Annotated in this window: 17 protein-coding genes; 11 read left to right on the top strand and 6 right to left on the bottom strand. The window is 53.4% G+C overall.

Annotated features, from left to right (window positions below; translation table 11 throughout):
• Positions 1 to 807: an enoyl-CoA hydratase gene (locus tag PKO01S_RS23070; RefSeq protein WP_127533802.1), complete on the top strand. Its 807-nt coding sequence runs from the start codon at positions 1 to 3 to the stop codon at positions 805 to 807.
• Positions 808 to 1,009: 202 nt separating this feature from the next.
• Complete coding sequence (locus PKO01S_RS23065; protein WP_127533801.1) at positions 1,010 to 1,786, top strand: class I SAM-dependent methyltransferase; 777 nt, start codon at positions 1,010 to 1,012, stop codon at positions 1,784 to 1,786.
• Between the two features lie 150 nt (positions 1,787 to 1,936).
• Here the strand turns inward: PKO01S_RS23065 and PKO01S_RS23060 are convergent, their stop codons facing one another.
• Entirely contained in the window at positions 1,937 to 3,394 is a 1,458-nt protein-coding gene (locus PKO01S_RS23060; protein ID WP_127533800.1) for an esterase-like activity of phytase family protein, read from the bottom strand.
• 145 nt (positions 3,395 to 3,539) lie between these two features.
• Complete coding sequence (locus PKO01S_RS23055) at positions 3,540 to 3,797, bottom strand: hypothetical protein (RefSeq protein ID WP_127533799.1); 258 nt, start codon at positions 3,795 to 3,797, stop codon at positions 3,540 to 3,542.
• A 231-nt stretch (positions 3,798 to 4,028) separates the two neighbouring features.
• Here PKO01S_RS23055 and htpG point away from each other — a divergent pair, with 231 nt between their 5' ends.
• Entirely contained in the window at positions 4,029 to 5,903 is a 1,875-nt protein-coding gene (gene htpG / locus PKO01S_RS23050) for a molecular chaperone HtpG (RefSeq protein ID WP_127533798.1), read from the top strand.
• Positions 5,904 to 6,188: 285 nt separating this feature from the next.
• Here the strand turns inward: htpG and PKO01S_RS23045 are convergent, their stop codons facing one another.
• Positions 6,189 to 6,392 carry a hypothetical protein gene (locus tag PKO01S_RS23045; protein ID WP_127533797.1) on the bottom strand — a complete coding sequence of 68 codons (204 nt, stop codon included), beginning with the start codon at positions 6,390 to 6,392 and terminating at the stop codon, positions 6,189 to 6,191.
• A gap of 101 nt (positions 6,393 to 6,493) precedes the next feature.
• On the opposite strand from PKO01S_RS23045, the gene PKO01S_RS23040 reads away from it, so the two are divergent.
• The 6 genes from PKO01S_RS23040 to PKO01S_RS23015 all read left to right on the top strand — a co-directional run bounded on the left by PKO01S_RS23040 (position 6,494) and on the right by PKO01S_RS23015 (position 16,129).
• Positions 6,494 to 8,107 (top strand): spore germination protein, encoded by a 1,614-nt coding sequence (locus tag PKO01S_RS23040; protein ID WP_246070694.1) that lies wholly within the window; start codon positions 6,494 to 6,496, stop codon positions 8,105 to 8,107.
• Positions 8,104 to 9,288: a Ger(x)C family spore germination protein gene (locus PKO01S_RS23035; protein WP_127533796.1), complete on the top strand. Its 1,185-nt coding sequence runs from the start codon at positions 8,104 to 8,106 to the stop codon at positions 9,286 to 9,288. Before PKO01S_RS23040 ends, PKO01S_RS23035 begins: the two co-directional genes overlap by 4 nt.
• The gene (locus PKO01S_RS23030; RefSeq protein ID WP_127533795.1) at positions 9,285 to 10,403 is read left to right on the top strand and encodes a GerAB/ArcD/ProY family transporter; all 1,119 of its coding nucleotides are present in this window, start codon (positions 9,285 to 9,287) and stop codon (positions 10,401 to 10,403) included. Before PKO01S_RS23035 ends, PKO01S_RS23030 begins: the two co-directional genes overlap by 4 nt.
• Before the next feature lie 673 nt (positions 10,404 to 11,076).
• Complete coding sequence (locus tag PKO01S_RS23025; RefSeq protein ID WP_127533794.1) at positions 11,077 to 11,721, top strand: AAA family ATPase; 645 nt, start codon at positions 11,077 to 11,079, stop codon at positions 11,719 to 11,721.
• Entirely contained in the window at positions 11,718 to 15,086 is a 3,369-nt protein-coding gene (locus PKO01S_RS23020; RefSeq protein ID WP_127533793.1) for a DEAD/DEAH box helicase, read from the top strand. Before PKO01S_RS23025 ends, PKO01S_RS23020 begins: the two co-directional genes overlap by 4 nt.
• 167 nt (positions 15,087 to 15,253) lie before the next feature.
• Positions 15,254 to 16,129, top strand: a complete 876-nt coding sequence (locus tag PKO01S_RS23015) for a radical SAM/SPASM domain-containing protein (RefSeq protein ID WP_127533792.1) — start codon at positions 15,254 to 15,256, stop codon at positions 16,127 to 16,129.
• Positions 16,130 to 16,205: 76 nt separating this feature from the next.
• On the opposite strand, the gene PKO01S_RS23010 is transcribed toward PKO01S_RS23015, so the two are convergent.
• Positions 16,206 to 18,188 (bottom strand): M56 family metallopeptidase, encoded by a 1,983-nt coding sequence (locus PKO01S_RS23010; RefSeq protein ID WP_127533791.1) that lies wholly within the window; start codon positions 18,186 to 18,188, stop codon positions 16,206 to 16,208.
• Between the two features lie 3 nt (positions 18,189 to 18,191).
• A complete protein-coding gene (locus tag PKO01S_RS23005) occupies positions 18,192 to 18,578 on the bottom strand; it encodes a BlaI/MecI/CopY family transcriptional regulator (protein WP_127533790.1) in 387 nt (128 codons plus the stop codon).
• Between the two features lie 159 nt (positions 18,579 to 18,737).
• Here PKO01S_RS23005 and speD point away from each other — a divergent pair, with 159 nt between their 5' ends.
• Both speD and PKO01S_RS22995 read left to right on the top strand, forming a co-directional pair.
• On the top strand, positions 18,738 to 19,553 hold the full coding sequence (speD, locus tag PKO01S_RS23000) for an adenosylmethionine decarboxylase (protein ID WP_127533789.1): 816 nt from the start codon (positions 18,738 to 18,740) through the stop codon (positions 19,551 to 19,553).
• A 203-nt stretch (positions 19,554 to 19,756) separates the two neighbouring features.
• Positions 19,757 to 20,518, top strand: a complete 762-nt coding sequence (locus tag PKO01S_RS22995) for an SDR family NAD(P)-dependent oxidoreductase (RefSeq protein ID WP_127533813.1) — start codon at positions 19,757 to 19,759, stop codon at positions 20,516 to 20,518.
• Positions 20,519 to 20,606: 88 nt separating this feature from the next.
• Here the strand turns inward: PKO01S_RS22995 and PKO01S_RS22990 are convergent, their stop codons facing one another.
• Positions 20,607 to 21,140, bottom strand: coding sequence for a hypothetical protein (locus PKO01S_RS22990; RefSeq protein WP_127533788.1), 534 nt, complete (start codon positions 21,138 to 21,140; stop codon positions 20,607 to 20,609).
• Positions 21,141 to 21,409: the final 269 nt, after the last annotated feature.

Genomic DNA, 21,409 nt, shown 5'->3' with positions numbered 1-21,409 from the left:
ATGACAACATCACAATCGGAAGCATCGTTCCAATACTTGAAGCTGCGCTCGGAGAATAGAGTTGCTTATGTAACACTGAACCGTCCTCCGGTTAACGCGCTCAGTACGGAGGTTATTGCGGAGCTTGGGGCGTGCTTAGGTAGTCTCGCAGCAGATACGGAAGTGAAAGCGATCGTAATGACGGGTGAAGGGAAGCTGTTCGTTGCGGGGGCGGATATAAAAGAGTTCACAGGCGCATTCGGTAATTCGGAGCAAGGCAAGCAAATGGCGTTGTCCGCTTCGCAGACGTTTCAGCGGATCGCTGCGATGACGAAGCCCGTCATTTGTGCCATTAATGGTGCGGCGTTAGGGGGCGGATTGGAGCTTGCGATGTGCTGCCATCTGCGCATTGCGGCGGAAGATGCACAGCTCGGGCTGCCGGAGCTGAAGCTGGGGCTTATTCCAGGCTACGGCGGCACGCAGCGGCTTGCTCGGCTCGTCGGTCAGGCCAAGGCGACCGAGATGATTCTGACGAGCCGGCCGATTACCGGACGAGAGGCGGAACGGGTCGGGTTGGTCAACAGAGCCGTACCGGGTGATCAGTTGCTGGCCGCTGCCGCTGAGTGGGCGGAGCTAATCGCAACCGAGCGAAGCTCGGTCTCCGTCGCTGCCGCTTTGCAAGCTATTGCCCAAGGGCTGGACGGCACTTTGGAAGAAGGCTTGCAGCTTGAAGCCGAGTTGTTCGGCGATTTGTTCGTAAGCGAAGATATGCGCGAGGGCGTGACGGCGTTCGTAGAGAAGCGCAAGGCGGTATTCAAGGACCGCTAGCAGCAGCTTTATAGAGAAAGCATTTTGTCGAGAAGAGCAGGAAGGCATCATTTCCTGGGGAATAATGAGCGCGAACAGTAAACGTGTAGTGGGGAAAGAGGGAAGGAACCTCTTTCCTTTTTTGTTTTATAGGAGTATAATTTTGGTTAATAAAAATGAAACAGTGTTTTATTCAATGAAACTACTTGTGGGGGTGTTTATTATGCCGATTGATTTTCACAACGAGAATGTCCGGTTTACTTATGCCGGTCGCGCAGTAGACTGTTCTTGGCTGGGGGAGTTTCAGGAGTGGGTCGACGTTCGGGACAGGCGTATCGCCGATATCGGCTGCGGCGGAGGCATCTATTCCAAGGCGATGATAGAGCTTGGCGCGGCACATGTCACGGGGGTCGATTACTCCGAGATGAGTCTTGAATCTGCAAGACAATACTGCGAGGCGGTCGGCCATGCCGAATTCGTGAAAGGGGATGCGGCGACAACCTCTTTGCCGAGCGGACAATATGATGTCGTGCTAGAGCGGGCGCTCATTCATCATCTGCCGGAGCTGTCGCCTTGCTTCAATGAAGCCTATCGGCTGTTAGACGTCGGCGGTACGCTCATTGTGCAGGATCGGACGCCAGAGGATTGTTTGTTGGCAGGGAGCTCGAATCATATTCGCGGCTATCTGTTCGAGAAATTCCCCTCGCTTGCACAGGTCGAAGCGGACCGCAGGCATGCAAGCCACAGCGTCATTGAAGCGCTGAAGGCAGCCGGCTTCCGCCGGGTCGATGAGTTTCAGTTCTGGGAGACGCGCAGAGTGTATGCGCATTTCGATCTCTTGGCAGACGATTTGCTGAAACGGACCGGCCGGTCGATTTTGCACGAAATAAGCGATGAGGAACTGAAGGAATTAGTCGAGTACATCCGAAAACAGCTTGGCGTGCAAGCGGCCCCGATTGTGGAGCAGGACCGCTGGACGGTGTGGAAGGCGAGCAAGTAAAATAACTGGATCTGTTAGGGCGACGGCCATCAAGAAGTGGTATTTTCGCAACGTCAGGGTCGGCGCTGCAGCGTTGTTTCCAATCCCAATGAACACCCCGGAAGGCTTTATGCCTGCCGGGGTGTTCGTTGTCTCGGATGAGGCTCCGATTTATTTCAGCGTATAAGGGAGTTTGAACTGCCACAGCTCTGTGCCGTTCTCCTCCGTCGTGCCGCCGATGCCGAAGTCGTTGTCGTTCACGATCGTCAGCGTGTTGCCGTTCGTCAGCGTAACGCCTTCGATTTTCTCATACGGGAATTTGAAATCGACTGCATCGAGAACAGTCCGTTTCGATACTGGGTTGATGCCGTTTGCTTTCAGGTCGGCAATCATCATTTGCTCCAGCGTCTTGCCGGCTGCTGCCGCATCGTCATACTTGCCGAGAATGTTCGTCGCGTTCGACAGGTCAACCGCATAGATCCGTTTGAGTTGCGCTTTGTCGCCTGCGAATTTGTCGCGCTCGTCGATGAGCAGCGTGTTCTCGTTCACGACGACGAGGTCGGAGACGACGATGTCGCCTTGCACGAGATCGGTGAATTGCGTTGCGTCCTCGAGCAGGTAGACATATTCGGCTACGGGCTTCAGCGTCGCCAGATCGAACTTGATGATACGGACTTGGCGCGAGTTGTCCATATCTTTGTTCGGGTTGCGCAGAGCGTTCTGCATGGCCATGAACATATATTTGCCGTCTTCCGTAATGCCGACGGCTTCGGCGCCGCGGTTCTGGCGAAGCTTGTTGTAGACGGCAGGAAGCGTCTCGCGTGCCGGTACGAGCGGCGTCGCTGCTTGCGATGCCCAGCCTTGCGGCACGATGCGCTCGATGAGCGTACCGTCGCGCTTTACATGAACGATGGACGGACCGTACTCATCGGAGATCCAGAACGTGTCGTCCTTCGCGTTATAAGCGAGGCCTTCGATATCCAGGCCGTATGGATCGTAGGCGATTTCTTTCTCGCCTTTGGTATCGAAAGGAGCTTCGTCGCGGCCTTTGATGTTCGGCAGGCCCGTAATTTTCTCGGAGCCGGATACGGCATCCTTGCCCGCTACTTTCAATGGGAACTTATCGAGGATGCTGATGCGGCCGTCCGCAATTTGGATTTTATAGATCGTCGGCGTGTAGTTGGCGAACGGGAACGTGCGAACGAGCTTGCCGCCGCCTGCGTCCACTTGGCCGTTCGGACCGCGGTCCGCCGTCGAATAGAACACATTGTCCGGGTCGCCTGGCAGGTGAGTCAGCGAGGAGCCGACGCCCATTTTGATGCCGTCCGCCAGGTTCGGTTCCTGCAGCTTGAATTTACCCGTCAGCTGAGGCTTGTCCGTCAAAGCAACGCTTTGATTGAAATAATCGTAATCGACATATTTGCCCGTTGTCTCGCCGATCGAGCGGACTGGCAAGTACAGATGGCCGTCGATGTTGACTGCCGGGGCAGATGGAGCAACGGCTTGTCCGTTGTTCGAGAACGTAATACCTTCCGCCGTGTTGCCGCTAAGTACGGCTGCGGATGCGATTCCGATGCCGGCTGTCAGCGTCAATGCTGTTGCAGCCGCAATAATCGTCTTCTTCTTCATTCTTTCATTTCCCCCTGTGGACGAAAGTGTCGTCATTTGTCGTATTAGTTATAACGAAACAACATTATCCGAGTGTTATTAGGGTTTGAATTTTATGTAAAAGCGAAATGAAGAGGCGTCTGCCGAATGACAGACGCCGCTCTTTTTAATAGAACATTCCTTTTTTGAAAGGAGGATAGTGCTTCATTTTTTTGTATACCTTTTTCACGTCAACATGCTTGTTTTTCTCCGTGTTGCTTCCGCCGAAGAACGCGTTTTGTCCGCCTTTTTTAGCGTCAGCGACAATTTTGATGATCTGTCCGCTCTTCTCCGCGTGCTGGATAATGAAGTTCCCTTTAACAATCGTGATGATGTTGATCGTGTTGCCTTTATGATGCCTGTTCTGATGATAATGATTTCCCATTACCGACTCTCCTTTGTTTATAGAGGATACTCGCAATATATGATTCTATGACGAAATGCGAGTATGCAAATGACCGAAGGCAGAACACCATTTGCTTCATTTAGGCGGATTCCCCGGCAGTCCTATTGACATCAATTTTTGGAATATGATATATAAAAAGAAGCGACTGGCACTCTCATGGTTGGAGTGCTAACAACAATCGTAATTTGAAGTTTGGAAGGAGATCCGTTCATGACGAAAACAGCGTTCAAAGCAGAATCGAAGCGACTGCTCGAAATGATGATCAACTCGATCTACACTCAGCGTGAAATTTTTGTGCGGGAGCTCATTTCGAATGCCAGTGATGCCATCGACAAAATTTATTACAAAGCGCTGACCGACGATCAGCTCGTATTCAACAAAGAAGACTATTTTATTAAAATAACGGCGGACAAAGCAGCACGTACGCTTACGATCGCAGACTCGGGTATCGGTATGTCGCCGGAGGATCTGGAGAACAATCTGGGCACGATCGCGAAGAGCGGCTCGCTCGCCTTCAAACAGGAGAACGAAGCGAAGGACGGCCACAACATCATCGGCCAATTCGGCGTCGGCTTCTATTCGTCGTTCATGGTTGCAGATGTCGTAACGGTTATCAGCAAAGCGCTCGGCAGCGACCAGGCATACAAATGGGAATCCGAAGGCGCGGACGGTTATACGATCACCCCTTGCGACAAGGCGACGGTCGGTACCGAGATCATCATGTCGATCAAACCGAATACCGAGGACGACCAGTACGATGAGTTTCTGGAGCCGTACCGGCTGAAGGCGATCGTGAAGAAGTATTCCGACTTCATCCGCTATCCGATCAAAATGGACTTCCCGACGTCGCGGCCGAAGGAAGGCGCAGAGGGCGAATTCGAGGAAATCGTAGAAGAGCAGACGGTCAACAGCATGGTTCCGATCTGGCGTAAGAACAAGAGCGAGCTGACGAACGAAGACTACGAGAACTTCTATTTCGAGAAACGTTACGGCTTCGACAAGCCGATTAAGCATATTCATATCAGCGCTGACGGCGCTGTAGTCTATAACGCGATTCTGTTCATTCCAGAGCGTACGCCTTTCGATTACTATACGAAAGAGTATGAGAAGGGCTTGGAGCTGTACTCCAACGGCGTTCTCATAATGGACAAGTGCTCGGATTTGCTTCCGGACTATTTCAGCTTTGTCAAAGGGATGGTCGACTCCGAAGACTTGTCGCTCAACATCTCGCGCGAGTTGTTGCAGCATGACCGCCAATTGAAGCTGATCGCGAAGAATATTAAGAACAAAATCAAAAGCCAATTGGTCAGCCTCGCGAAGGATGAGCGCGAGCAGTACGAGAAGTTCTTCGAATCGTTCGGCCGCCAGTTGAAATTCGGCGTCTATAACGACTTCGGCGCGAACAAGGACGATCTGCAAGATCTGCTTCTGTTCCACTCCTCGAAGGAGAAGAAGTTGGTGACGCTGGACGAGTACGTGTCGAGAATGCCAGAGGATCAGAAGTTTATCTATTACGCAACGGGCAATTCAATCGACCGGATTGAGAAACTGCCGCAGACGGAGCTTGTGGCGGACAAAGGCTACGAGATTCTGTACTTCACCGACGACATCGACGAGTTCGCGATCAAGGCGCTGAACAGCTACAAGGAGAAGTCGTTCAAGTCGGTATCGAGCGGTGACCTGGGCATCGAGCCGGACGCGGACGACAAAGCGGCGGATACAGAAGAGAACCAAGATCTGTTCGAGCAGATGGGGACGATTCTTGCCGGTCAAGTGAAGAAGGTCAAAGCGTCCAAGCGTCTGAAGTCGCATCCGGTCTGCTTGTCGGCTGAGGGCGAAGTATCGATCGAGATGGAGAAAATATTGAACGCGATGCCTAACGGCGGTGAAGTTCAAGCGGACAAAGTGCTGGAGATCAACGTCAACCATGACGTTTACCAGACGCTGAAGGCTGCGCAAGCCTCCGACCCGGAGAAGCTGAAGCTGTTCACGAACCTGCTGTACAACCAAGCGCTTCTGATCGAAGGTCTTCCGATCCAAGATCCGGTTGCGTTCACGAACGATATTTGCAAAGTCATGGTGTAATGGAGAGCCCATTATAAGCTATTCGAATGCCGATGTCCCCCCGTGCAGGGGGAACATCGGCATTTTGGATTGTTTAAAAGTTTTAGGAATGAGATGACAAAACAGGCTGCCTGAGCGCACGCGGGGAAACGCAGTCGGCTGCCAGGGCGGGGTAAAAGACTCCTTATTCAAAAGGCTGTTCGCGGAGCAGATGATCCATCATCTATCCGAGAACAGCCTTTTCATGTTTAATGCAGGAATAATCATCCAGAAGCGCGGGACACTATACTTGAATATTGAATATTGCTATTCATCCCCATTTGCCCCTGACGGTTGCGATTGTTTATTCGAAGGATCCGCTGGTTTCTTGAACAACCGTCTATAGTTGTTAAAGAACCAGACGATGGCCGGTGCCAGAATGTTGATCCCAAGTGTGACGTACACGATGGTCCACATAAACCACTGTGTGTTAATGATTTTCTGATACAACCAAGAATGGTACAGGTCCACAGTTGCTGCCCCCTTTGCCTGCAGGTATCGCGCGCATTATTGCCGTTATTATTGCTGTTTCGCTGCCAGGCTATACCAATTCGGGAGGAGAGATCGGCGTCATGACAGGAGTAGCCGCGGATACCCGCCAAATAGCGGAAGAGAATGCGAAGATCGCAGCCGAAGTCCAAGAGATGCTGAAGCAGCCGCTGAAGCAGATGTTGAAGGACAATCGGGCGGATATTGATCACATTATGGGCTCAAGCGTCGATTTTCAGAAGCGGGATTTTATGCTCTGCGGGAGCGCCGACCGACCGGGTATTTGCTGCTATGTGGACGGCTTGGTCGATACCGTCATCGTGGAATCGATCTTGAAGGCATTAATTGTGTTCGGCGGAGAACTGCATCATGAACCAGACAAGCTGCCTTCCGCCGAGGATATTCGGGCAAGACTCATGATTAATGCGTCGGTGAAACCGTGCTTGAAGCTGGGAGAAGGGATTACAGCTGTGATGTCGGGCGACACGCTCGTCTTGATCGAAGGATTCGACGAAGGGATTCTCGTCAGCACGAAGGGTTGGAAGGACCGCGGCGTCGAAGAGCCCGCCTCAGAGAACAACGTACGCGGTCCGCGGGACGGATTCTCGGAGAGCATTCGCACGAACACCGCTCATGTGCGCAGAAGAATCCGCGACCCGCAGCTGCGGATCGACGGAATGGTCATCGGGACCCGTTCGAAGACGGATATCAATATTGCTTATATTGCCGATCTGGTGAAGATCGGGCTAGTGGATGAGGTGAAACAGCGGCTTGGCCGGATTAAGATCGATGCGATTCTCGAAAGCGGTTATGTGGAAGAAATGATCGAGGATGCGCCGTTCTCGCCATTCAATACGATCCAGAGCACGGAGAGGCCGGACAAAGTGGCATCCGCGCTGCTCGAAGGGCGCGTAGCGATTTTTATCGACAATACGCCGGTCGTTCTCGTCGTGCCGAGCTTCTTCTGGCAGTTCATCCAGGCGCCGGACGATTATTATCACCGGTATTGGGTCGGCACGTTCTTCCGCTTCGTCCGCTACTGCGCATTTATGATCAGTCTCGTGCTCCCGTCCATCTATGTCATGCTCGTATCCTTCCATCACGAAATGATTCCGACCTCGCTCGCGCTCACGATTGCGTCCGGCCGGGAAGTCGTGCCGTTCCCGGTTCTGCTGGAGGCGCTTCTGATGGAATTCGCATTCGAGCTTATGCGGGAAGCGGGCTTACGGATGCCGAAGCCGATCGGCCAAGCGGTCAGTATCGTAGGCTCGCTTATTATCGGCCAGGCGGCGGTTCAAGCCGGTCTCGTGTCGCCGTTCATGGTTATCGTTGTCGCGATTACAGGGATATCATCGTTCGCGATTCCGAGCTATTCGTCATCGCTGGCGTTGAGAATATTCCGCTTCCCGCTGCTGATCGCTTCCGGCCTGTTCGGGCTATTAGGGTTCGCCACGGTGTTCTTCGCGCTTCTCCTCCATGCGTTGTCGATCCGGTCGTTCGGCGAATCGTATTTGGCTCCGGCGAGCCCGTTCAGCCGAACCGCTCAGCGGGACATGGTGCTGCGGTTGCCGATGTGGATGATGGATTATCGTCCGGAGTTCGCGCAGGACAGCGTGCGGTCGGGAGAACATCTAATGCCTGAGCCGGACAAAGGCAATGGCAATGGCAAAGGCAATGGCAAGGACGGGTCACAATGAGAAGGCTGGCGGTTACGTTCGTGCTGTTTAGCCTAATGGTCATCTCGACGACCTCCTGTACGGGTGTTCGTCAAATTAACCAGCTCGCCATCGTCGCGGCGGTCGGGCTGGACTTAGGCGAGAAGCCAGGAACGATCCGGCTGTCGGCCCAAATCATTCGTCCCGCCGATGCGAGGGGGCAGACCGGTGCCCCTTCCGGCGGGACGGGACAGCCGATTTATTCGGTCTCGGCGGAAGGGAAGACGATCTTCGAAGCGATTCGCAATCTGGGGCGTTTCACGTCGCGAAGAGTGTATTGGGCGCACAATTTTCTAATCGTCATGCATGAGGATTACGCCCGCAAAGGAATTAACGACATGGTCGATTTCTTCACGCGCAACCATGAATTGCGGATGAGCACTTGGGTCGCTGTTACGCCCAACCGTCCGGACGAAGTGATCGCAACGATAACCGGACTGGAGGTTGTGCCCGGTGAGGCGGTGGACCGTCTGTTCAGCAACAATCATATCGTTGGACAAGCTCCCGCCAGCAACATGATGAATTTGGAGGAAACGCATCTCAACGCGACGACGCAGTCGCTGCTTGCAAGACTTCAGCTCGTGCCAAGAGGCATATCGAACAAGAAGCCGGAAGAGCACGGCTCGATTAAACAGGTAGAATTGGCGGGTTCAGCAGCTTTCCACGACGATAAAATGGTGGGATGGCTGACGACGAAGGAGACGCGGGGCGTATTGTTTTTTCTGGAGCGGCTGGACAACGGGATTGAGGTGGTATCTTGCCCGGAAGGTGATGAGAAAATATCGCTCGAATTTCATAACGCCCGCCTGAAAGTGGAGCCGTTTTACCGCCAATCCAAGCCTCAGTTCAATATCACGTTGAAAACGGATGCGGATATTGTGGAGAGCGGCTGTAATTCTACACTAACCGGGAAGAAGCATGAGATTACGCAAAAGCTCGAGCAGCAGCTGAAGCAGCGCGTCGAGAGTGCGGTGGACAAGGCTAAGCAGTACCACACTGATATTTTGAAGCTGGGCGAAATATTCCACAACAAGTATCCGCAAGAATGGCGGACGCTGGGTCCGCGTTGGGACACGATATTCTCGGAGCTCGAACCGACGATTCAGGTGAAGGCGTCGATTAAGAGCACCGTAGTGAAAGTGATGGGGACGAAAGTCAAATGACCAACAAAATCTATATCTCGCAGGGCATGCTCGTTGCGATGATCGTAAATATCATTTACGTGAAAGCCATCGGGGTTACGCAGGGAACGCTCGCACGGGCCGTCGGCCAGGATATGTGGATTGCGACGCTGCTCGGCATTCTGCAGGGCGCGGTTATGATTTATGCGACGTATCTCGTTGTACGGGCGATGCCGGAACGGGACTTTATCGGCATTGGCGAGGCGCTGCTTGGCCGGTGGTTTGGGATTCTGATCGCGTTGATATTCATTGTGTTTTTTATCGCCGCGTTCGGTCCCGTAATGATTACGTTCGTGTACCATTTGAAAGATTACTTTTTGCCGGAAGCACCTTTGTGGATGTTCATCGTCGCAGCGCTGCTCGTTGGCTCGCTCGGATGCTTTTACGGACTGGAGGTAATGGGGCGTATCGCGCTCGTCGGGATGGCGTTTATTTTTATGCTGAACCTGCTCATTACGATCGGTTCGACCCACGAATTCGATATCCGCAATTTGCTTCCCGTATTCGAATCCGGCGTGAAGCGAACGGCGGCGGCAAGTCTGCATTATGATGCGGATTGCGCGCTCGCGATCATGCTGGCAGCCTTAGTGCTGCCGATCGTCAAGGATGTCGGGAAGAAGGGTAGCCGTGCGGCTGTGATGGGCATCGTCGTGAGCGGGATATCCGTTATCATGTGGGCGATTCTGGAAAGCGCCGTCTTATCGGCGGATGTGACGAGCCAATACACGGTGTCGTGCATGAAGTTGGCGCGTAACGCCCATATCGGCGACTTCCTGCAGCGTTATGAGATGATCATGATTGCATTGTACTCCTTGTCTGCGTTGTTCCAGGTCATGTTCTGCATCTATGGAACGGCGGAGGGGGCGGCGCGGTTGTTCGGGTTAAAAAATAATAAGTGGACGATCATTCCGTCAAGCATTGTGCTCGGTTTCTTCGGTTATTGGGTCATCGAAGATCATTTCCGCGCAATCGATTATCTCGAGCATTACTGGCCGTTCATCGCGGTTCCCATTGCATTCGGAATGCCGCTCCTTATGCTGGGGCTGTCGATCATGGTCGGGAAGAAGCCGGATGTTAGCGCGGCGGCTTCGAAGTAGAGAACATCTAATAGGAGAAACCGGCAATCGGCTGCCGGATTGCGGTTTGCATACACGGTCAGCAAGGAAAGGAAGGGGCTGTCTCAAAAGTGTTCGCACGATAGGAGAACCCCCCGATTTACACACGAAAGGACCTCAGATTCCACTAGAGAGTAGAGGCTGAGGTCCTTTTCCTCGAAGAATTTCAGTCATAAGTGGGGTTTCAATGAGCATAATTAGACTTTTGAGACAGCTCCATTTCTTCGTATCGCATAACCGCTGGCACCTAGCGCAGAGCAACTGATCTTCATTGCATTTCATGCAATGAAAACAAACTGAATGAACCTTGTCTGAAACGCTCATTGCATTCCATACAATTAGAAAAGTTCAATTAGTGACGAATAAAGCTCAATTGGTGCCTATTCCCCGATTCTCAATGTACGAAATACAACGGAGCTACATTTTCTGCCTTATGCGGTGGTTTTCATTGCATATAATGCAATGGAAACTTCAAATCCCTGCGGTCTGCATCCTTTTTTTGTACCGTTCCCTTGCTATACTCACTCTAAGGCGCCATTTTTGGTGCTGCGGTGTCAAGGCGTAAGGCGGCTCAAGCGGGCGCTTCTTCGCTGCGAATATGCTATTATCGTAATCATATGAAAGTTTTGTGCAGGTTAAGGGAGGGACGGAAACGATGGCGAAAGCCCGGATCGTATGGTTTGTCGGCCCTGCGGGGGCCGGCAAGACGACGCTGGCGAAAGCGCTGGCGCGGCGCCGCCGGATGGCGGTGCTGGATATGGACACGCTGCTTCGTCCGGCAGCAGAAGCGATTATGAAGCAAGCGGGACTCGATCCGAGCGACCGCGATTCTTCCGAATATAAGAGAAGATGCCGCGATCTTGGCTATCGCATTACGATGGATGCCGCGCTGGAGAATGCGGCAAGCGGGATCGATGCGGTCGTTATTGGTCCTTTCACGAAGGAGCTGAATGACCCGGATTGGGTTGCCCGAGAGCTCTCTGCTATAGAAGGGCAAACAGGAGAGTTCAGCATTGAAGCGAAGGCAGTGTTCGTCTATTTGCCGAGCGAACAGCATTATTACGATCGAATCCGGCAGCGCGGATCGGCTCTGGATCAATGGAAGCTGGACCATTGGGATACGTTCCGCGCATCGCTCGTCCGCCGGGAAGTCCGATGGAGGCTGCCGGAAGGCTCTGTGCTCTATCTCGATAATTCGGAACCGATGACAGAGGAGACGCTAGACCGGCTGGACCGTTTCGTATTCGGCCATGACAGCGGAGATCGATCCGATGACCCGAAGGAAGGACAAGGGCGATGAGCATGCGGTTATCGCAGCAAGAAATTCAACGGCTGTGCGGCGTGACTTCGTACCGCAAGGGTGAGACATACCGCCGCGGCGGCAAAGTGATATTTACGCATGCCGATCCGGGGAAGCCGCTATATGAAGCGACGGTTAGTGTAAACGGGGGCTTTCAAGTTACCGTTACGCAGAATGAGGAAGGGAAGACCGTGGCGCAATGCACATGCCCGACGCTGTCTTCCTACGACAGCTATTGCAGCCACGTCGCGGCTGTACTGCTCGAAATTCGGATGCATGAAGCAGACGCTGTAATGGGCCCTCCCGGGCGGAACGCAGCGGATGCCGCACGCATTAGCGGTGCCGGTACCTCTGCGGTGCTGTCAGCTAGCGACGCAGAAACTGACGCAGCAGCGGTCGATGCGGTCAAGGAGGAGCGGCTGACCGGCGCGATGCTCGCGTTGTTCGGCGGCAAGCCGAAGCGGCCGAGCGGGACGCGAACGCAGTTCGATACGCGCGAGCCGTTGGAGTCCGTGTTCATCGTCACTCCGCAGCGGCATCGCGCAGGCTTGATGTTCGGCATCGAGCTGAAGGTCGGACCGCAGCCGAATAAGCTGTACGTCGTGCAGAAGCTGCACGCTTTTCTGGATGCGGTAGAGCGGCGGGAAGAGTATCCGTTCTCGAAACATTTTACGTATGACCCCGAGCATCACCGGTTTCCGCAGCGGCAGGACGCCGTACTGCAGGAACTGATCCGTATAGGCGGCAGCGATCGGATGCACGCCAGCGCCAGTTCCGTTCAAGGCAGAGCGTCTCTCTCTGCTCACGACCGGATGATGCTGATCACGCCGGCAGGTTGGGAGACGCTGTTGCCTAAGCTGACGGAAGCCACGGGCGTCCAACTGGCCGTCGATAATGTCGTATATGAGGGAATGGATCTCTCCGACGAACCGTTGCCGCTCCGATTCCTATTCGAAGAAGGGGATGGGGAGCGGGCGGATACTGCTCGTAAGAATACCGAGTCGCCCTCCGCTCCATTCTTTCGTCTTGGTGTCGACGGGCTAGACGCTTTGACCGTAATGGATGCTTACGGAGTCGCCATCTCTCAAGGCAAGCTGCTTAAGCTGACGGAAGCGCAGGGCAAGCAGCTGGCAGATCTGCAGTCGCTGCTAGGGCAGACGAGCGGTAACCGGTTCCGGATATCGCCGGAGCAGATGGAGACGTTCATGGAGCGGGTCGTACCGGGCCTGATGAAGTTGGGCGGCGTCCATATTGCGGCAAGCGTGTCGGAGAAGGTCGTCCATACGCCGCTCAAGGCGAAGCTCTATCTCGACCGGGTGCGCGACCGGCTGCTTGCCGCGCTTGAATTCCATTATGGTGACATCGTCATCTCGCCGCTTGAAGGCGCGGAGCAGAGAAGCAGCCAGGACCGGATTATTATGCGGGACGGAGTACGGGAACAGCGAATTCTCGAGCTGATGGGGCAGGCTGAATTTTTTGCGACCGAGGGCGGTTATATGATGAGCGGGGATGATGCCGAGTACGATTTTTTGTATCATATCGTGCCTCAGCTGGAGGAACTGCTCGACGTGTATGCGACGTCTGCCGTGAAGACGAGAATCGCCGTCGGTATCGGGGAGCCGACCGTGAAGGCGGATGTCGACGTCCGGACTGACTGGCTCGAATTCAAGTTCGAGCTCGACGGAATTCCCGAGAAAGAAATTAAGAAGGTTCTGCAAGCAATCGAGGAAAAGCGGCGGTTCTACCGGCTGCCGAACGGCTCGCTTGCCCCGCTCGAGGGCGAAGAGTTCGCGGAGATTGCCCGGCTCATGAATTTGATGGGGGTGCGGTATTCGGAGCTGATTGATGCACGCCTTCGGGTACCGTCCTTGCGCAGCCTTCGGCTGCTCGACATCGATATGGAGGGACGAGCCGTGAAGCTTGGCCGCTCGCTGCGGCAACTGCTGAACAACATGCGCCATCCCGACAGCTTGAACTTTCCCGTACCGGATGAATTGGCGAACGTGCTCCGCGATTACCAGACGATTGGGTACCAGTGGTTGCGGACGCTCGCTCATTACCGGTTCGGCGGTATTCTTGCAGACGATATGGGACTGGGCAAAACGGTGCAAAGCATCGCGTTCATCCTCGCCATGCTGCCCGAGATCCGGGAGCAGCGTCTGCCGGCGCTGATCGTCTGCCCGGCATCGCTTATGTACAACTGGCAGCAGGAGCTGCAACGGTTCGCGCCTTCGATCCGTTCGGTTATCGCCGCCGGCGATAAGCCGGAGCGGGAGCAGCGGATGAGTTCGCAGGAAGCAGACGTCATTATTACGTCGTATCCGCTGCTTCGCCGCGATGCGAAGGCGTATGCGGAGCTTGCGTTCCATACTTTAATTCTTGACGAGGCGCAGTACATTAAGAATTACACAACGCAGACTGCGCAGGCCGTGAAGCAGCTTCAAGCGAAGCACCGTTTCGCTCTGACCGGCACACCTGTCGAGAACCGGCTCGAGGAGCTGTGGTCGATCTACAACGCCGTATTCCCGGCACTGTTCCCGAGCCGTCAGATGTTCCACGAGCTGACGCGCGAAAGCGTGGCGAAGCGGACGCGTCCTTTTCTGCTGCGCAGGCTGAAGCGGGATGTGCTCAAGGAGCTGCCGGACAAGATCGAGACGCTTCAATCGTCCGAGTTGCTGCCGGAGCAGAAGAAGCTGTATGCGGCTTATCTTGCTCAATTGCGCATGGAGACGCTGAAGCATCTGGACGATCAAGACCTGGACCGCAACCGGATCAAAATATTGGCCGGCATCACCCGGCTCCGCCAAATCTGCTGTCATCCCGCCTTATTCGTCGAAGGCTACCGGGGCAGCTCGGCCAAGTTGGAGCAGCTGCTCGATATCGTCGAGGACTGCCGCAGCGCCGGCAAGCGGATGCTCATCTTCTCGCAGTTCACCGGCATGCTGGAGTTGATCCGGCGCGAGCTGGGCGTCCGCGGCGTGCAGCTCTTCTATCTGGACGGCAGCACGCCGCCGGAAGAGCGGGCCGACTTGTGCACCCGGTTCAACCGGGGAGAGCGTGAGCTGTTCCTAATCTCGCTGAAAGCGGGCGGCACCGGGCTTAATTTGACGGGTGCGGATACGGTTATTTTGTACGATCTATGGTGGAACCCGGCTGTCGAGCAGCAAGCGACCGACCGCGCGCACCGGATCGGGCAGAAGAACGTCGTTCAAGTGATCCGGCTTGCGGCGAGAGGGACGGTCGAGGATAAAATGCACGAGCTGCAACAGCGCAAAATGCAGCTGATCGACGAAGTGATCCAGCCAGGCGAACAACCGTTGAACGCGATGACGGAAGCGGACATTCGGGAGATTCTGCAGGTGTAGGGAGCCATAAGCAAGAGAAGAGCCCAGACAACAGCGGCCAGCTGTTCTGGGCTCTTTTTATCATGACTAGGCTTCCACCTCTTCTCTGCTTCTATTGTCCGGCAAGTTTGCTATAATAATAGAATGGCAAGACGAATAGAGCAAGATCATGGAATGGAGCTCTCTCATTGAAAACATTCAAGAAAGTATATATCGAAATTACGAGCATATGTAATCTCTCCTGCACGTTCTGTCCGCCGACGGCCCGGGCCAAAGGGTTCATCAAACAGGAAACGTTCAACCACGTACTGGATGAGATTAAGCCGCATACGGACCATATTTATTTGCACGTGAAGGGCGAGCCGCTGCTTCATCCGAAGATTGACGAGCTGCTCGATGCCGCGCACGAGAAGGGCTTCAAGGTCAACATTACGACGAATGGCACGCTTATTACGAAAAATAAACATAAGCTGCTCGGCAAGCCGGCGCTCCGCCAAATGAACTTCTCGCTGCACAGCTTCGACGGGCATATTGGCTCAGAGAACCGCGACGGTTATCTGGCCGAGATTTTATCGTTCGTCCGCGAAGCGTCGGAGCATAACGTGTTGTTCTCGTTCCGTCTGTGGAATCTGACGCAGGACAATATGACGAACGCGGAGCGTCAGCGCAACCGCGAGACGCTCTCGATTCTGGAGCAAGAGTTCAATCTCGACTACCGGATCGAAGAGAGGGTGGAACCGGGCAAAGGCATCCGTCTCTCGAACAACGTGTACATCAATCAAGATTACGAGTTCCAATGGCCGAGTCTCGATGCGCCCGAGGACGACGGCAAGGGCTTCTGCCATGCGCTGCGCACCCAAGCGGCCGTGCTGGTCGATGGAACCGTCGTGCCTTGCTGCCTGGACGGCGAAGGCGTCATCAATCTCGGCAACGTCCACGAGACGTCATTCTCCGAGATCGTCGAAGGCGAGCGCGCGAACAATTTGTACTACGGCTTCTCGCGCCGCGAAGCGGTGGAAGAGCTCTGCCGCCGCTGCGGCTACCGCCAGCGGTTCGGCGCTTAGCCCGCATTAAGAACATAAAAAACCATTCGGACTTTAGCGATTTACGCGGTTCGAATGGTTTTTTCATTTCTAATCGTTAGGGTTCGACGACTTCCCAGCCTTCCGAATCGTTGAGAGACACGGATGCAACGCTCATATCGTCCGTGTTATATTTAACCGCGAATGATGTTTTGCTATTGGAGATGTAGCCGGAGTTATCACCAGCTTCCAACGTACCGGATACGCCGGCCCATAGCATTCCGTTGTAATATTCCATATATACATTACGGCCGATAACAAGATTGTCTTTCATTGCATCCGAGCCGAAGTTCGTCTGGCCAAGGGAGAGATGCAGTTTTTCATTTGCAGTATCGAGATAAAGCTCCGTATAACCGTCATTGAGTGCGAGCGATGGCTTATAATGAAGCTTTGTTACCGATACGGGATCAGGAATGTGAATCTCAGAACCGTCTTTCGGACGGATAATATGAAGCGATTGCCGGTAGTAGCCCATGCCCCCATCTTCGCTCCAACTCGGATTGCTGGTCGTGTTGACGAGCAGTTCGTCTTTTCCATCGCGGTTCAGATCGGTCCATTCCAGCTTGATGACAGGTTCTGATTCTTTATTAATTGTAATTCCCCACAGGTAAGTGTACGAACGGCCGCCTTTAAGTTGAACCGTTAATTCGTCATAACGTTTAAGCGGACGATACTTTAAGTTCCCTTCATCTAATATCGTTCCTGCTCCGTACACCTTCGCTCCCTCTATCTCTGCAAGCAGCTCCATGCTAGGTTCTGTTCCTGTCTGGGCTTTTGCAGACACCGGTATAACAGAGCCGAGCGCCTCGTTCTCCATCGATGGGCCCCGGGTCTCTTCGTTCGGCTTGTCCGGCTTGCCCCCTGTGAAGGAGCATCCTGCGATCAGAACGAGTGCGGCGATGCCAAGCATCGTGCGGCGTAAGCTAGACCTTGTGCGCGCTTGTATCATTTCGATTCTCCTTCTCCAAAAAATGCGGTTGCCCAACATATTGGCGGTGTGGACCAGCCGGCTTGACGTGCCAGACCAGCCTTCCAACAATCGAATAAGCGTCAGCGCATAGTCGCGCCGTTCCTCGGGACGAAGCCGGCTAAGCGCTAATGAATCGCACGCAAGTTCCTGATCTTCGCGCATGCGGCTATAGGCAAAGTAGAGCAGCGGATTGAACCAGTGAACCGCAAGCAGCAATTGGATGATGGCGTTAAAGTAAAGGTCGTTTCGTTTCAAATGAGACAGCTCATGGAGCAAAATATGCCGAAGCTGCTGCTCATCCAGCTTGTGCGCAATCGATGCGGGCAAGAGCAGCTTAGGTCGAACGATGCCGGTCAGAGCGGGGCTCGTGACACGATCGGTAATATAGATTCGGACCCGCCGCCGGATGCCGAGCAGCCGCATGCATAGAATCAACTGCTCGTTTACCGCCTGATCATGAAGCTCAGCCGCATGGAGGTGCAGCTCGCGGGCGAACCGGATGTTGACTCGTACATTGGCAGTAAGCGCAGTAAAAGTGCCGGCCAGCCATATCCATGTCAATGCAAGAACAAGCATGGGGCTGAACGGCTGCTTTTCTTTTCTCGGCTGCGCATGTTCAGTGTTGGCGTTAGTCTCATCGACTATTGTGGACGCAATAGATGCAGGATCATCGGATCCGCGCACATGATTAGAATTCGAATAGTTATCCTCGTCCCGGTAATCACTTTGCAGGCTCAAGGATGCAGCTTTATCAGTCGTATGCAGTCCGATCTCATTGTTTGATGCGGCAGTCAGTGGTGTATTCGCAGCAGTGGCGGAATCGCTGAAGGCAGGCATGGATATAAAGTTATATATACTGAAGCTGCTCTCTGGTGTCCACGGAAGGAGAAGGCGGATCGGTATGAGCAGCCAGAGCAGATAGGTCCAATGCGCAGACAGCCGCTTCCGCAGCAGCAGCCTGACGGCGATAATAAGTCCGATTACGGGGCAGGTTAGCAGCGAAGCTTGCAGCACGCTATAGAATGAAGAAACGAGCCAACCGCCAGGGGCGAGCATGTCCATTGCATCCATGGTCTACTCCTTCCGCTGATCAAGAATCTGCTTCAATTCCTCGATGTCTTCTTTCGTCAGCCGTTCATCGCTTAGAAAATGGACGAGCATCGGCTTCAGCGCGCCGCCGTAAATCCGCCGAAGCAAGGAAGACGTCTCGTACCGTACGCACTCGTCTTCCTTCACGAGAGGGAAGTACGAATAGCTTTTCCCCTCTGGGTTACAGCCAAGAGCGCCTTTCTCGACCAGACGATTCATCAAGCTTCGCACCGTCTTCGGATTCCAGTCCTTGCTGCCTTCCAGTGCGGCGACGACGTCGCTCGCCGTTAATGGTGCCCCCGCCCATATGATCTTCATAACTTCCCATTCGGCTTCGCTAATGCGAGGCAGTCCTTTGCTTTTCTCATCCATTGGCGATCCTCCCCTCCGCGTATAAAGAAATGTTTGATTGATTACAACTGTAATCCATAATTGATAGTTAGATTACAACTGTAATCCCATAATGTCAATACATGGTGAATCAACCAACGGCGATTAGGCAATATTACGGAAGGACAGGAGGGGTTCGTGATGGCTTTTACGGAAGAGCAAAGAATTACGCTGCACGGCTTTAACAACTTGACGAAATCGCTCAGCTTCAACATGTATGATATTTGCTTCACGAAGACGAAGGAGGAGCGGGAAGCCTATATCGAATATATTGATGAACAGTATAACTCGGACCGGCTGACCCATATCCTCAATACGGTTGCCGACATTATCGGCGCGCACGTGCTGAATACAGCGAAGCAGGACTACGTGCCGCAAGGGGCAAGCGTAACGCTGCTCGTATCCGAAGGGCCGATCGTCGAAGTGCCCAACGAATCGTACGAGGAATCGCCGGGACCGCTGCCGGACAACGTCGTCATGCAGCTGGACAAAAGCCATATCACCGTGCACACGTATCCGGAGTATCATCCGAGTGAAGGCATCAGCACCTTTCGGGCCGATATCGACGTCTCCACCTGCGGAGAAATATCGCCGCTCAAAGCGCTGAACTATTTAATCCATTCGTTCGAAACCGACGTCATGACGATCGATTACCGGGTGCGCGGCTTCACGCGCGACATTACCGGCAGCAAGCTGTTCATCGATCACGACATTAACTCGATCCAGAACTATATTCCCGATGAGATTATCGATATGTTCGATATGATCGACGTTAACGTGTATCAGGAGAACATTTTTCATACGAAGTGCAAGCTGCATCAGTTCGATCTGAACAACTATTTGTTCGGCTACACGAAGGACAAGCTGAGCGAGCAGGAGCAGAAGGATATTACGCAGCGGCTGAAGGTTGAGATGGATGAGATCTTCTATGGGAAAAATATGAAAGACATCAATTAACGTCAAGCCTTCGGACTCGCGCAATGCTGCGGGAAGCCGGAGGCTTTCTTCTGTCGGCTGTTGTGAAGGAAACAGCTCCCGTGTATCGAACTAATTTTACTAGAGATAAATGCTGTTAATGCGGCGGACGCCATCTAACGGCAGGGTGAGGTTATAGACAATATTAATGTTTTTCAGATGGAGGAGGCTGTTTCGAAATCATGATTGTAATTGACTTGACGAACAGAACGGCTCTCGTGACGGGGGCTACCGGCGAATTGGGCCGCGTCATGGCTCGTACGCTTGCCCAGAGCGGGGCCGATATTATTATTCATTATTTCAGCAGCGAGTCGAAAGCGAAAGCATTGAAGGAAGAGATTGAGCAGCTTGGACGGCAAGCCTATATCGTTCAAGCGGATATGTCGCAGCAGGAGTCGGTTCAGCAGATGAAGCAGAAGCTGGAGGCGGAATTCCGGCTTCCGACGATCGTCGTAGCGAATGCAGTCTCTCAATATAAATGGACGTCCGTCTTGGAACAGGATGTGAACGATTATGTAGATCAGTTCAATACGACGGTCATGCAGTTCGTTCATACGGCCAAAGCGTTCGTTCCGCACATGATTGATCAACGGGGCGGACGTATCATTGCGATTAATACGGAGTGTGTCATGCAGAACCTCCCGACGCAATCCGCATACGTTGCCGGCAAGCGCGGGATGGACGGCGTCTGCCGCGTGCTGGCGAAGGAAATCGGCGAGCATCAGATTACGGTGAACCAAGTGGCGCCGGGGTGGACGATCAGCGAACGCGACCGGGAGAATGGCACGGAAGTGAGCGAGGGGTACGACAACAATGTGCCTCTGCGCCGTCGGGGCACCGACCAGGAAATCGCGAACGTCGTCGCCTTCCTAGCATCCGACCTTGCGAGCTACATAACCGGTGCTTATGTGCCGGTATCGGGCGGTAACGTGATGCCGACGATTTAAGACCGTTCTCTATTAAAACAAACACAAGCGCCGGCCCTCAATAGAGTTTGGCGCTTGTGTTTGTTTTGGAATTGGCCGTCGAAGGTGATTAGCCAATAATGCGGTATAGTTCGTCAAGTCCGCGCTGTGCCCGGTTGTTGAGTGTACGCTTATCTTTCAACCCATATTGGGACAATTCATGTCCGGGGTCGATAACGAGAGGGGCAGTCTGGACATCGAGCAGCAGAAGCTCTATCGCCTTATAGGCGGCATACAGTTCTTCTTGAACGAGTTGATCCCGGTATTTCTGGATCAGTTCCGTAAAATGCTCGGCATAGTGCAGTTTAACGATGCTGTCCGCACTCATAAGATGTCGGGATACGAACGCCGTCACGCGATTCACCATACTTTCCCCAGCCGGATAGTTCCGAGCCAGCAACGCTAAATTCGCGATTGCATCCCAATTGCGGATGGACAGATCGGCAAGGTAGCGTTCCATCATTTGCACCAGCCATTCGGCTTCCACTGCAGGATCGACGTTCATCGAACGGTAAGCCGTCCATTTGCCTTCACGGTGCATGAGTTGCCGATTGCCGAAGTAAGTCATGAACAAAGCTTTAGCTTGCTCCAAGTCATGTATCATTGTAATCACCATTTATTATTGTAGAATACGCTCAACGTATCGGTTATTTAAGCAGAAGTCAAATGAATTCTCATTGTAATGGAGATTGATTAGCGGTGGTATTAAAGAAAATCAAATGAGTTTATAAAAAACAGTTGCAATGTGATGATGGCCTATGGTATATTCTAATTCCGGCCAAGAAACACGACGCCGGCGAGGCTTGAAAAGAACGAGATCAGAAACAACGATTTCTGAAATTGAGAAAATAAAGCTTGCATGACAATCGGCAA

This window comes from Paenibacillus kobensis NBRC 15729 (genome assembly GCF_004000825.1).
Lineage (GTDB): Bacteria > Bacillota > Bacilli > Paenibacillales > Paenibacillaceae > Paenibacillus_T > Paenibacillus_T kobensis.
The sequence above is the reverse complement of the archived record's forward strand: the minus strand, read 5'-3'. Positions and strand labels throughout refer to the sequence as shown.